Annotated in this window: 12 protein-coding genes; 2 read left to right on the top strand and 10 right to left on the bottom strand. The window is 52.8% G+C overall.

The window, feature by feature from the left end; all coding sequences use genetic code 11:
- Positions 1-12: 12 nt before the first annotated feature.
- Both artP and FEK66_RS13165 read right to left on the bottom strand, forming a co-directional pair.
- Entirely contained in the window at positions 13-741 is a 729-nt protein-coding gene (gene artP, locus FEK66_RS13160) for an arginine ABC transporter ATP-binding protein ArtP (protein WP_000027211.1), read from the bottom strand.
- Between the two features lie 217 nt (positions 742-958).
- Positions 959-1474 (bottom strand): lipoprotein, encoded by a 516-nt coding sequence (locus FEK66_RS13165; protein ID WP_135493611.1) that lies wholly within the window; start codon positions 1472-1474, stop codon positions 959-961.
- A gap of 125 nt (positions 1475-1599) precedes the next feature.
- Between FEK66_RS13165 and FEK66_RS13170 the strand changes: the two genes are divergently transcribed.
- Both FEK66_RS13170 and FEK66_RS13175 read left to right on the top strand, forming a co-directional pair.
- Positions 1600-1923, top strand: coding sequence for a heavy metal-binding domain-containing protein (locus FEK66_RS13170; protein WP_001160732.1), 324 nt, complete (start codon positions 1600-1602; stop codon positions 1921-1923).
- On the top strand, positions 1920-2750 hold the full coding sequence (locus FEK66_RS13175; RefSeq protein ID WP_135493612.1) for an N-acetylmuramoyl-L-alanine amidase: 831 nt from the start codon (positions 1920-1922) through the stop codon (positions 2748-2750). The genes FEK66_RS13170 and FEK66_RS13175 overlap by 4 nt, the downstream gene beginning before the upstream one ends.
- Here the strand turns inward: FEK66_RS13175 and FEK66_RS13180 are convergent.
- The 8 genes from FEK66_RS13180 to aqpZ all read right to left on the bottom strand — a co-directional run bounded on the left by FEK66_RS13180 (position 2747) and on the right by aqpZ (position 13019).
- The gene (locus FEK66_RS13180) at positions 2747-3760 is read right to left on the bottom strand and encodes an NAD(P)-dependent oxidoreductase (protein ID WP_130205719.1); all 1014 of its coding nucleotides are present in this window, start codon (positions 3758-3760) and stop codon (positions 2747-2749) included. The genes FEK66_RS13175 and FEK66_RS13180 overlap by 4 nt on opposite strands.
- Positions 3761-3859: 99 nt before the next feature.
- Entirely contained in the window at positions 3860-5290 is a 1431-nt protein-coding gene (locus FEK66_RS13185; RefSeq protein WP_135493613.1) for an SDR family oxidoreductase, read from the bottom strand.
- 10 nt (positions 5291-5300) lie between these two features.
- Positions 5301-6302 (bottom strand): low-specificity L-threonine aldolase, encoded by a 1002-nt coding sequence (gene ltaE, locus FEK66_RS13190; protein ID WP_135493614.1) that lies wholly within the window; start codon positions 6300-6302, stop codon positions 5301-5303.
- A gap of 37 nt (positions 6303-6339) precedes the next feature.
- Complete coding sequence (gene poxB, locus FEK66_RS13195; protein ID WP_130205239.1) at positions 6340-8058, bottom strand: ubiquinone-dependent pyruvate dehydrogenase; 1719 nt, start codon at positions 8056-8058, stop codon at positions 6340-6342.
- Positions 8059-8190: 132 nt separating this feature from the next.
- Complete coding sequence (hcr, locus tag FEK66_RS13200) at positions 8191-9159, bottom strand: NADH oxidoreductase (protein WP_135493615.1); 969 nt, start codon at positions 9157-9159, stop codon at positions 8191-8193.
- An 11-nt stretch (positions 9160-9170) separates the two neighbouring features.
- Positions 9171-10823: a hydroxylamine reductase gene (gene hcp / locus FEK66_RS13205; RefSeq protein WP_135493616.1), complete on the bottom strand. Its 1653-nt coding sequence runs from the start codon at positions 10821-10823 to the stop codon at positions 9171-9173.
- 143 nt (positions 10824-10966) lie between these two features.
- Positions 10967-11866, bottom strand: a complete 900-nt coding sequence (gene lysO / locus FEK66_RS13210; RefSeq protein WP_135493617.1) for an L-lysine exporter LysO — start codon at positions 11864-11866, stop codon at positions 10967-10969.
- Positions 11867-12323: 457 nt separating this feature from the next.
- Positions 12324-13019 carry an aquaporin Z gene (gene aqpZ / locus FEK66_RS13220; RefSeq protein ID WP_135493618.1) on the bottom strand — a complete coding sequence of 232 codons (696 nt, stop codon included), beginning with the start codon at positions 13017-13019 and terminating at the stop codon, positions 12324-12326.
- Between the last annotated feature and the right edge of the window lie 297 nt (positions 13020-13316).

The raw sequence follows: 13316 nt of genomic DNA on the forward strand, positions 1-13316 counted from the left end.
TTATCCCGAATCTTAGTGAGAGAGATAGTTTTTAAATGCTTCGGTTTGCGGCTCGGTAAAGCAGCTCGCGTCGCCTTGTTCTACGATGTGACCGTTTTCCATATACACCACACGGCTGGCGGTTTTACGCGCCACTTCAACTTCGTGGGTGACGATCACCTGGGTAATATTCGTTTCCGCCAGCTCACGAATAATGCTGACGATTTGTGCGGTAATTTCCGGATCCAGCGCGGCGGTCGGTTCATCAAACAGCAGTACCTGCGGTTCCATCATCAGCGCGCGGGCGATAGCGACACGTTGTTGCTGACCACCAGACAGGTGCAGCGGGTAACGATCGCTATAAGGTTTGAGACGCAGACGTTCCAGCAGTTTTTCTGCACGGGCCAGTGCCTGATCTTTACTCAACCCCAGCACGCGGCAGGGCGCTTCAATCAGGTTTTGCTGTACCGTCAGATGCGGCCATAGGTTGTATTGCTGAAACACCATCCCGACGTTACGACGCAGCTCGCGGATCGCTTTGTCAGATGGCGTTTTAGTGAAATCGAAATGGTTGCCTGCGATGTTGAGCGTACCGGAGCGCGGCATCTCTAGCAGATTGAGTACACGCAGCAGCGAGCTTTTCCCCGCGCCGCTGGGGCCAAGTAACACCAGCGTTTCGCCTTGCGGGCAATCCAGCGTGATATCGAACAGCGCCTGATGCGCGCCGTAGAAGCAATTAATGCCGTTTAATTGAATACTCATTGACACTCGTATACTGGCAGTCGGATAGCTATTGAAGTCGAAGATAGTACCTTTGACAGAATAATTATGCAATATTTCTGCTTTAAAAGTTAAAAGCAAAGCGCATTATTCAATAAACATAGCACAAAATAACGGCGGCGAAGGGCGGCGAGCATAAATGTCGGCATTCTTCACAGAATGCCAGACAATTTATGGGGGTTATCGTTTAATCAAGGTTTTAGCGGTTCTCAACGGACTGGCGCAGAGTGCCGGCAGGTGCGTGTACGCTGCCACCTAAATAGCGCACATCGTCGATCACCCAACACTGTCCTTCCTGAATCATCAGCACTTCATCCTGCCAGCGCTGGTCGCCTTGTTTCAGATTCACCCGCAGCGGAATATTGCGCGCATCGCGATTTGGGATGGTCGAGGCGCTGGCAACTTGTGCGCTGTCAGGCAAAGTGGTGCGACTGGAGAACGGATCGCTGCTTAATAATTCACGATGGCTGTTATCGCGGCTGGCATTACTCAGCAAAGTTGCCAGTTTGTCACTTAAATATGGACGCAGAGCGGTAATGTCGTTACTGCGGTGCGAAATGCGATAGTCATAAAACTGCTGGGCCACGCTGTCAGGTCCGCCCTGAACGCAAGATCCCGTACGGGGGCCATTATCTTTATAGGCAGGCGTGACGGTGGTACAAGCACTGAGTAACAGTGCGCAAGGGATAAGCATAGTCAATTTGCTGTAGCGCATAATGATTTCCTTATAAGCGAACACCTTGAAAGCGTTCTACGATAATAATGATATCCTTTCAATAATAGCGTATCAGTCCGATAATGCTTTGAAGATCGAAGGCTTAGCAAACAAGGAGATCGATCATGCAATTTTCCACAACCCCAACACTTGAAGGCCAGACCATCGTTGAATATTGCGGTGTGGTGACCGGCGAAGCGATTTTAGGCGCTAACATTTTTCGCGATTTCTTTGCGGGGATCCGCGATATCGTTGGCGGACGTTCCGGTGCGTATGAAAAAGAACTGCGTAAAGCGCGGGAGATAGCCTTTGAGGAACTTGGTGAGCAGGCGCGAGCGCTGGGGGCTGACGCCGTGGTCGGCATTGATATCGACTACGAAACGGTCGGGCAAAACGGCAGTATGCTGATGGTTAGCGTCAGCGGAACGGCGGTGAAAACGCGTCGATGAGCAGAGTCTTCTGGCTGGTTGCCGCCGCTTTATTCCTGGCTGGGTGTGCAGGCGAAAAAGGCATTGTCGAGAAAGAGGGATACCAGCTTGATACCCGACGCCAGGCGCAGGCGGCGTATCCGCGCATTAAAGTGCTGGTGATCCACTACACCGCAGAGGACTTTGATACGTCACTGGCGACACTGACCGATAAGCACGTAAGTTCGCATTACCTGGTTCCTGCCGAGCCACCACTTTACAACGGCAAGCCGCGTATCTGGCAACTGGTACCGGAACAGGAACTGGCCTGGCATGCGGGGATTAGCGCCTGGCGCGGGGCAACGCGCCTTAACGACACCTCTATAGGTATTGAGCTGGAAAATCGCGGCTGGAAAACATCAGCGGGGGTGAAATATTTTGCGCCATTTGAACCGACACAAATTCAGGCGCTCATTCCACTGGCGAAGGATATTATCGCCCGCTATCACATCAAACCGGAAAACGTAGTGGCTCATGCAGATATTGCGCCGCAGCGCAAAGATGATCCCGGGCCATTATTTCCCTGGCAGCAACTGGCACAAGAGGGGATTGGTGCCTGGCCTGATGCGCTGCGGGTGAACTTTTATCTTGCCGGGCGCGCGCCGCACACACCGGTAGATACCGCCTCATTGCTGGAACTGTTGGCCCGTTACGGCTATGACGTGAAACCAGAAATGACTCCTGGCGAACAGCAACGAGTGATTATGGCGTTCCAGATGCACTTCCGCCCGACGTTATATAACGGCGAAGCGGATGCAGAAACTCTGGCAATTGCACAAGCGTTGCTGGAGAAATACGGTCAGGATTAGCGCGGCAGTTTTCCGTGGTCGCGTAACCAGGCGGCAGTTTTCTCGATCCCTTCATCCAGCGTGATGACAGGCTGATAACCTAACTCTTCCTGTGCACGCGTAATATCCAGCGTAAAGTCAAAATTCAACTTGGAGACGCCGTAGTGGGTTAGCGGCGGCTCTTTCGCTGACTTGCGGCCTAAACGCTCCATGCTGCGGGCGATCATATCCAGCATCGGGTAGGGAATTGAACGAATACGACAATCAATATTCAGTTCGTCGATGAGCTTCTGCACGATGCTGCGCAGTGTACGATGCTCACCATTGGTAATGTTGTATGCCCTGCCGGACGGCAGTTTGTCGCAGTTTTCCTGGCTCGCCAGCCACATGGCATGCACGGCATTTTCGTAGTAGGTCATATCGACCAGCGCACTGCCGCCGTGCGGTAACAGAATGCTGCCGTAGTGGTGCATCATATGCGCCAGGCGGGGGATGAACACTTTATCGTGCGGTCCGAACAGACTTTGTGGACGCAGAATAGTAAAGCGCGTTTGTGGATTCGCCTGCGAAAGCATATTAATCACTTCTTCGCTGGCAGCTTTGCTGCGGGCAAACTCGTTAGCGAAGCGGTGAGGGCGAAAATCTTCTTTGATATCCCGGTGGTGATGATAATCGAAGTACAGTGAAGGCGAAGAAATATGAATAAAGTTACGCACTCCCCAGGCAACAGCCCATTCGCCCAGGCGACGCGTAGCGCGAACGTTGGCCAGATCGAAAGCCTGCTGCGTTCCCCACGGCGAAGTAAAGCTGGAGCAGTGCCACAGCGTATCAATGCCTGCGAGCATCACTTTAGCCTGCGATGAGACAAGTTCGGTCAGATCCGCCCGGACAAACTCTGCGCCCAGTTTTTCCAGCAATTTGCCCATCGCTTCGTTGCGACCGGTCGCTCTCACGCTGATGCCTTTCTGGCATAAAAATTCAACCGCGTTTCGACCTAAGCCGCTGGTAGCGCCGGTAACCAGTACCTTCATATCATTCCACTGTTGTTGATAAGTCGACGTGCGCATTCTTTCGTGATTTCCCCCTTGATGCAATGGGAAACATGAAAGAATCACGCAGGTTTTTTTCGATTAATCTGTGATTTGTTCTGCAAGTCTGGCGATTCGTTTTGCCATACCGCGAAAAATAAACAGATGCGCAGGGATCATGAAAAGCCAGTAAAACAGGCCTGGCATGCCGTGCGGATGCCAGAAAGCGCGAACGTCTATGGTGCGATAGTTGCCTTTATCCTCCAGCGTAAAACAAAGCCGCCCCAGTCCCGGTGCTTTCATACCAAATAACAACGTAAGTTGTTTTTCTGCTTCAACGACAATCACTTTCCAGCTATCTACCGCATCTCCCGTCTGCAAATATTCCCGCTCAGGGCGACCTTTCGCCAGTTTATGACCGATCGCGCGGTCCATTAGCGCCCGGGTCTGCCACAAAATATTGCCAAAGAAATAACGTTCTTTACCGCCGATTTGATTGACTACCCGCCATAGCGCGTGAAGGCTGGCGGACGTTTTAACCGTAAAACCGGCTTGTTTGGCGAAGTAACCGTATTCTGGTCGCCAGCGAGCAAAAGCCTGCGCGTCATATCCCCAGTCGCTGGAGTTGACCAGTTTTTCTTCCTCTTTCAATGTGCGACGTACCGCATCATCGAAAGCGATCAGCGGTTGTGGGATGAGCGCACGTAGCGCGGTGTCATCTGCCAGCAGATCGTGTTTCAGCCCCTGAATCAACGCTTTGGCGGTGGTGGGCGGTACGGAAGTAATCACATTGAGAAACCACACCGAAATCCAGCGGGTCGGAAAGGGGATGGGGATCAACCAGCGGCGCTTACCGCTTACGGTCATAAAATGTTCAAATTGTTGTTGATAACTGAGCACCTCTGGCCCGGCGGCTTCGAAGACCCGATGTTCGCAGGCCGGATGATCTAACAGTGCCACCAGATAGTGCAGCAGGTTTTCCAGCGCGATGGGCGTGGTGCGTGAACGTACCCAGCGTGGCGGCGTTAATACCGGCAGGTTGTAGACCATATCGCGCATCACTTCAAACGCCGCTGAACCTGCGCCAACGATAATTCCGGCGCGCAATTCAGTAATCGGCACACCGGCTTCACGCAAAATATCCGCCGTGGCCTGACGGGCGCGCAGATGATCCGACTGCTCATGTGGCGGAGCCTGCAACGAGCTGAGAAAGATTAATTGCTTAACTGGCACTTCGCGCAGCGCATCACGGACGTTGAGAGCCACCTGACGCTCCTGAGCGATAAAATCGCCGCCTTCGCCCATGCTGTGCACCAGAAAATAGACCGTATCGATATCCTGCAACAGGGCCGGAAGGTTATCCGGCCAGCTGAGATCGACTTTATGGCAACTGACGTTTGCCAGTTGCAGCTTTGCAAGCCTGTCGACATGACGTGCCGCCGCCAGGATCTGATGCCCTTGCTGGCTGAGTGTACGCACCAGATGCTGACCAATGTAGCCACTGGCACCGAGAACTAAAATGCGTTGCGGCACGTCTCTCTCCTTAACGCGCCAGGAATGCGCGCCAATGGGCGGCGACTTCTGCCAGTTGTTCACGCGAGACGTCGAGATGCGTCACCAGGCGGACAATCGGCGAGGCGTTAATCAGCACGTTTCTCGCTTTCATGTATTCGCCTAACGCGGCAGCATTTTCTTCCCCGACGCGAACAAACAGCATATTGGTGTCCTGACGCATCACATCCGCGCCTGCTTCACGCAGCTGCTCCGCCATCCAGGCGGCGTTATCGTGGTCTTCCTGCAAGCGTGCGACGTTATTTTTCAGTGCATACATCCCGGCGGCTGCCAGGATCCCGGACTGGCGCATCCCGCCGCCGGTCATTTTCCGCCAGCGGATGGCACGTTTAATGTAGTCACGGTTACCGACCAGTAACGAACCGACTGGCGTACCAAGACCTTTCGACAGACAAATGGTGAACGAATCACAATATTGCGTGATCTCTTTTAGTTCGCAGCCATAAGCCACGATGGCGTTAAAGATGCGCGCACCGTCAACATGCAGCGCCAGATTGCGCTCACGGGTAAATTCCCATGCTTCTTTCAGGTATTCACGCGGCAGCACTTTGCCGTTGTGGGTGTTTTCGAGACTGAGCAATTTGGTGCGGGCGAAGTGAATATCGTCGGGTTTGATTTTCATCGCCACTTTATCCAGCGGTAACGTGCCGTTGGCGTCAGCATCGATGGGTTGCGGTTGAATACTGCCCAGCACTGCTGCGCCACCGGCTTCAAACAGATAGTTATGCGCCGCCTGGCCGACAATATACTCTTCGCCGCGTTCGCAGTGACTGAGCAGAGCGACCAGGTTGGCCTGAGTGCCGGTAGGCAGAAAAATGGCGGCTTCTTTACCGGAAAGCTTTGCCGCATAGTCCTGCAGAGCATTAACGGTAGGGTCGTCTCCGTAAACGTCGTCCCCAACCGGGGCGGCCATCATCGCGTCGAGCATGGCGCGGCTCGGTCGGGTAACGGTATCACTGCGTAAATCAATCATGGCATGTCCTTATTTATGACGGGAAATGCCACCCTTTTTACCTTAGCCAGTTTGTTTTCGCCAGTTCGATTACTTCATCGCCGCGTCCACTGATGATTGCGCGCAGCATATACAGACTAAAACCTTTTGCCTGTTCGAGTTTGATCTGCGGTGGAATGGCTAATTCTTCTTTGGCAACCACCACATCCACCAGCACCGGACCGTCGATGGAGAAAGCGCGTTGCAGGGCTTCATCGACTTCAGAGGCTTTTTCCACGCGAATACCCGTAATGCCGCACGCTTCGGCAATGCGGGCAAAGTTGGTGTCGTGTAGTTCGGTGCCGTCAGTCAAATAGCCACCAGCTTTCATCTCCATCGCCACAAAGCCCAGTACGCTGTTGTTAAAGACGATAATTTTCACTGGCAGCTTCATCTGCACTACCGAGAGGAAATCGCCCATCAACATGCTAAAACCGCCATCGCCGCACATGGCGACCACCTGGCGTTCTGGCTCGCTTGCCTGCGCGCCCAGCGCCTGCGGCATGGCGTTAGCCATCGAACCGTGGTTAAACGAACCTAACAAGCGACGCTTGCCGTTCATTTTCAGATAACGTGCCGCCCATACCGTAGGTGTGCCAACGTCACAGGTAAAGATGGCGTCATCGGCGGCAAAATGACTAATTTGCTGCGCCAGATATTGCGGGTGAATGGCTTTCTCGCTCGGTTTAGCTAAATCGTCCAGCCCTTTACGGGCATCGCGGTAATCTTCCAGCGCTTTATCCAGAAACTTGCGATCGGTTTTTTCTTCCACCAGTGGCAGCAATGCGCGCAGGGTTGATTTGATATCGCCGACCAGCGCCATATCTACCTTGCTATGCGCGCCGATGCTGGCTGGGTTGATATCAATCTGAATAATTTTGGCATCGGTCGGGTAGAAGGCGCGGTAGGGAAATTGTGTGCCGAGCAGCACTAAGGTGTCGGCATTCATCATAGTGTGGAAACCTGACGAGAAGCCGATTAATCCCGTCATTCCGACATCATACGGATTATCGTATTCGACATGTTCTTTACCGCGCAGGGCATGAATGATAGGCGCTTTAATTTTCCCGGCAAACTCAACTAACTCTTTATGCGCCCCCGCGCAGCCGCTGCCGCACATCAGGGCGATATTGCTGGAGTAACGCAGCAGTTGCGCCAGTTTGCGTAACTCTTCTTCTTCCGGTGTTATGACTGGCTGTGGCGCATGATACCAGTGCGTAGTCGCCCCTTCTGGTGCAGGTTTTAACGCCACGTCGCCCGGTAACACGACAACGGAAACGCCACGGTTAAGCACCGCTTTGCGCATGGCAATCGCCAGCACTTGTGGGATCTGCTCCGGGCTGGAAACCAGCTCGCAATAGTGACTACATTCGCGGAATAACTCTTGCGGGTGGGTTTCCTGGAAATAGCCGCTGCCAATTTCGCTGGAAGGGATATGGGCGGCAATCGCCAGTACCGGAACGTGATTACGGTGGCAATCGAACAGGCCGTTAATTAAGTGCAGGTTACCGGGGCCGCACGATCCGGCACAGACCGCCAGTTCTCCTGAAAGTTGTGCTTCAGCGCCAGCGGCAAAGGCCGCCACTTCTTCATGGCGGGTAGGCATCCACTCGATGGTGCCCATGCGATTAAGACTGTCACTAAGACCGTTCAGAGAGTCGCCCGTGACTCCCCAGATGCGTTTTACGCCTGCTGATTCGAGTGTTTTGGCGATATAAGCTGCAACCGTTTGTTTCATGGTTTTCCGTCTCCTGAATGTGATAACGGTAACAAGTTTAGTTCATCTGACGGAGGGGGAAGGGATGGGAGAAAAAGGAGGCACTAACGGTTAAACAGCCCGATGACAGGAATATCATCGGGCATAAGGTGATTACGCGAGAACCAAATCCCCCTGCGGATGGCAGGAGCAGGCCAGTACGTAACCTTCAGCGATTTCGGCGTCGGTCAGCGTCATTGTGCTGCTCACCGTATATTCACCGGAAACCACTTTCGTCTTACAGCAGCCGCAAACACCCGCACGACAGGCGGCGACAACCGGAACTTTATTGCTTTCCAGTGCTTCCAGCAGCGTAGTGCCAACCGGAGCGTAAAATTCTTGCGCCGGTTGCAGTTTGGTGAATTTCAGACCGCTGGTCGCCGCTTCCGCCACTGGCGTAAAGAATTTCTCTTTAAAGAAACGCGTCACGCCGAGCGCCTTCACTTCCTGTTCCACCCAATCCATATACGGTGCCGGACCACAAGTCATCACGGTACGTGAGGCTAAATCAGGAACGCTTGCCAGCAGTTCACGAGTCAGGCGTCCGGCAACGAACCCCTCGGTAACGTTATTTTCCGCCACCAGTGTTACCGGATAATGACGCCACTCATCGGCGAAAATTACATCCTGCGGCGTACGCACGTTGTAGATCACCTGCACATCGGCCTGCGGACGGTTCTTCGCCAGCCAGCGACGCATCGACATAATTGGCGTAACGCCGCAGCCTGCCGCCAGTAACAGGAATTTATCTTCTGCTTTATCGTCGCAGGTAAATTCCCCCATCGCGTCCGAAAGCCAGAGATAGTCACCGCGTTTCACATCGCGGGTCAGCCACTGGGAGCCAACACCGTCATCAATCCGCCGCACGGTCAGGGTGATGTATTCACTCACGCCTGGCGTGGAGGAAATGGTGTAAGCACGCAGCGTTTCCGCTGAGTTTCGCACGCTGACCAGCGCATATTGCCCGGCGCGATATGGGTAGTAATCGTGGCAAATCAGGGAAATCGTCCACACATCCGGCGTTTCTTGCGTAATGTGATGAACCTGCATCCGCCACGGGCATTGATTCGTTGGCATCGTCATCGACAAACTCCTTACGCGCTCAACAGTTGCTTCATGTCTTCTTCAACAGTGGTGATAGAACGCAGGCCGAATTTCTCGTTCAGCACCGCCAGCAGATCTGGTGTCAGGAAACCAGGTGCAGTCGGGCCGGTGACGATATTTTTCACGCCCAGAGAAAGCAGTGTCACCAGAATGACAATCGCTTTCTGTTCAAACCAGGAGAGCACCAGCGACAGCGGCAGATCGTTCACCCCACAGCCCAGTTTTTCTGCCAGAGTGACAGCCAGAATAATCGCTGAGTAAGCATCGTTACACTGACCAGCATCCACCAGACGCGGCAGACCTTCGATATCGCCAAACTCGAGTTTGTTAAAGCGATATTTACCGCAGGCGAGGGTCAGGATCAGGCAGTCATCCGGCACGCTGGTGGCGAAATCGGTGAAGTAGTGACGTTCGCCGCGTGCGCCGTCACAGCCACCAAGCAGGAAGATATGACGCAGTTTTTCACGGCTTACCAGATCAATCAGCGTATCCGCAGCGCCAAGCAGCGTTTGACGACCAAAGCCCACGGTGATCAGGTGCGGAATTTCGCTGTACGGGAAGCCCGCCATTTGTTGCGCCTGGGCAATGACCGCAGAGAAATCTTCGCCATCCAGATGACGCACGCCCGGCCAGCCAACGATGCTGCGGGTCCAGATACGATCGTCATAAGCCCCTACGGTTGGATCGATGATGCAGTTCGAAGTCATCACGATAGGGCCAGGGAAGCGAGCGAACTCCACTTGCTGATTCTGCCAGCCGCTGCCGTAGTTACCGACCAGATGTTTAAATTTACGCAGCTCTGGGTAGCCGTGAGCAGGCAGCATTTCGCCGTGGGTGTAGACATTAACGCCCGTACCTTCGGTCTGTTCCAGCAGGTTGTAGAGATCTTTGAGATCGTGACCGGAAATCAGGATACATTTGCCCGCCGTCGCTTTGACGTTGACCTGGGTTGGCGTCGGGTGACCGTATTTACCGGTTTCGCCTGCATCCAGAATGCTCATCACTTTGAAGTTCATCTGGCCGATTTCCATTGAACACTCAAGAAGCGCGTTCATATCGGCAGGCCAGGTCCCCAGCCACGCCATGATTTTATGGTACTGGGCGTAAATATCGTTGTCGTATTGACCGAGAACGTGGGCGTGTTCCATATAGGCCGCCGCACCTTTCAGGCCATACAGACACAGCAGACGCAGGCCGAGAATGTTTTCGCCAATCGCGGCTTTATCTTTATTTGGCGTAAATTCAGCTGCCTGACGTTGCAGTTCGCCGAGATCATCGCTCACCAGTTGCAGGTCAGCCATCGGGTTATCGACGCAGGCGTTGGCATCTACAGCCAGGCATTGTGCTTTCAGCGCCTCGCGCAGGGCAATCGCTTCACGAGCGTAGCCGACAATACGCGGAGAATCGAAGTTAACGTTGGTCAGGGTTGAGAAAAATGCGCGCGGCGCGAAGCTGTCTACATCGTGGTTGATAATGCCGTATTCACGCGCTTTTAAAGCCCAGGCAGAAAGCCCCTGCAGCGCCGCGATGAGTAAATCCTGAAGGTCAGAGGTTTCCGCCGTTTTACCACACATCCCCTGCGCGTATGAGCAGCCGTTTCCTGCCGGAGTACGGATAGTTTGTTCACATTGCACACAAAACATGATCACACCTTTTAAAGTTATATTTAATATACATGTTTAAGGTTAAGTCGCTTAACGCGGGGATAAAAGGGATTTTTCATGCAACTTTAAGGGAGATTGATTTAGCGCAATTTTGGCGGCAGGGATCTACCGCCAGAGAGGTATTATGCGGAGAAAAAGGCGATGAGGATCGGCACTAACAGGCTGAGAATAAAACCGTGAACAATCGCTGCCGGGACCATATCCAGCCCACCTGTACGCTGAAGAACGGGCAGGGTGAAATCCATTGATGTGGCACCGCATAAGCCCAGTGCAGTAGAGCGGCTACGGCGAATCAGGCCAGGGATCAACATAATGGCGATCAACTCACGCGCTAAATCATTGAAGAACGCCGCGCTCCCGATTACCGGACCAAAAGATTCGGTCAACAAAATACCGGAAAGAGAATACCAGCCGAAACCGGAGGCCATTGCCAGCGCGGTATTGATGGGGAGATCAAGAATAAAGGCGTTAATTAAACCGCCAATTAAAGAACTGGCAACCACCACCACGGCGACAATCATTCCCCGGCGATTAAGGACAATCTGCTTTAAGGTCATGCCATTGTTACGCAGCTGAATACCGACGAGGAAAAGTAACAGAATTAACGTGTATTCGCTGGCTTCGGTAGCGTGCTGTAAAAAACCTAATCCGCTAAGGCCAATAGCAAAACCAATCACCACGACGGCACACAGTTTCAGCGATTCCAGTGCCATCGCAATACGCGACGGCAATTTCTCTTGCTGGTGGCTATTGCGCCACGGCAAACCGCGTTCCAGCCACAGCAAGGCGACAATATTGCACAGTAAAATAATGGTAATACTGACAGCGGAATAATGCAGAATCGCCAACAGGTTACTGGCGAGATTATCGAGAAACGCCAGACTGATACCCATAAAAAAGAGAATGAGATAAACCATCCAGCTTAATAGCTGATTAATGCGTTTTAACGCAGCTTTTTGGCGAAGCGGAATGAGGTAACCCACAATCAGGGGAACCAGAATGATTAACAGCCCAGAAAACATGAAAACCCAGTCCTTGCAAAGAAGAAGTCGAAATGCGCGATGACACACTACTGAAAGCGGAAGGACGAGTAAAGTTGCAATTAAAAGGAAATGTTATTCATCAGAGGGGGATTTTTAATTCTCTATGAGTGTTTAGCATTGTTGCGCTCCTTTCATGTGCAATGCCATATAAAGCCACTGGCGCAGGGAGCACGCAGGGGGCGGCCAATCGCCGCCGCCCCCTGCACCCCCGGGCTCTGGCGAACAAAATCGCCGCTGCGCGGTACCTTCAGCTTATCCCCTTCGGCTACCGGGTCGGGCGCGAGGTAACGTCCCTGTAAGACGCGCCCTCAGCCCACATCCATGTGGGCTGCCCCGGCCTTCGGGGAACGCTTCAGCGACTTTGACGCCACCAACACCCGTGCGGTTTGTAACGTCGATGATAAAACAATCAGGGCAGATAAAATGCCAATGCTAATTAATCGCGTTTTTCCAGCAGGGTCCGGTAAATCAGACCACCGATAATACCGCCGACAATTGGCACTACCCAGAAGAACCACAGCTGTTCTAACGCCCAGCTGCCCTGGAAGATGGCAACTGCGGTGCTGCGCGCCGGGTTAACGGAAGTGTTAGTCACCGGAATACTGATTAAGTGAATCAAGGTTAACGCCAGACCAATCGCGATCGGCGCAAAGCCTGCCGGCGCGTATTTGTCGGTTGCACCGTGGATCACCAGCAAGAAACCGGCACTCAATACCAGTTCAACCACCAGTGCAGAAAGCATGGAATAGCCGCCCGGTGAATGCTCACCATAACCGTTAGAAGCAAAGCCGCTGGCCGCTGCGTCAAACCCAGCTTTACCGCTGGCGATTAAATACAGCAGTGCCGCCGCAACAATACCGCCGATAACCTGGGCTACCACGTAACCAACGACTTCTTTTGCCGGGAAACGGCCACCAGCCCATAAACCAATAGTGACCGCCGGGTTAAAATGACCACCAGAAATATGACCGACAGCGAAGGCCATGGTCAGCACGGTCAGACCAAACGCCAGTGCAACACCGGCAAAGCCAATACCTAATTCCGGGAATGCTGCTGCAAGCACTGCGCTACCGCAGCCACCAAATACAAGCCAGAAAGTGCCAAAACATTCTGCTGCTAATTTTCTGAACATATCCACCTCAATTAAAAATTGACCCTGTGAAAAATATGGTCGTTTTATCGGGTCGTCGTAAAAAAGTGACGACAGAAATAATGCGTGGGTATTTTAAAAACGAAGACGAGCTATTCGCCAGATAAATAAATCCAGTAATTTTGATTTAGGGCAATAGTCAGTTCCCTCATATAGTCATTTGCCTGATTGACAGTGTAGTGCAAACCACGAAATTAAACCTTTGGAGGTAATAAAAATAATCCACAAGGTTAATTATTTGATTTCATTGTTTTTTCGGGAGAAATCAGCGAGAAGGCA

Source organism: Escherichia sp. E1130 (genome assembly GCF_005781065.1).
Lineage (GTDB): Bacteria > Pseudomonadota > Gammaproteobacteria > Enterobacterales > Enterobacteriaceae > Escherichia.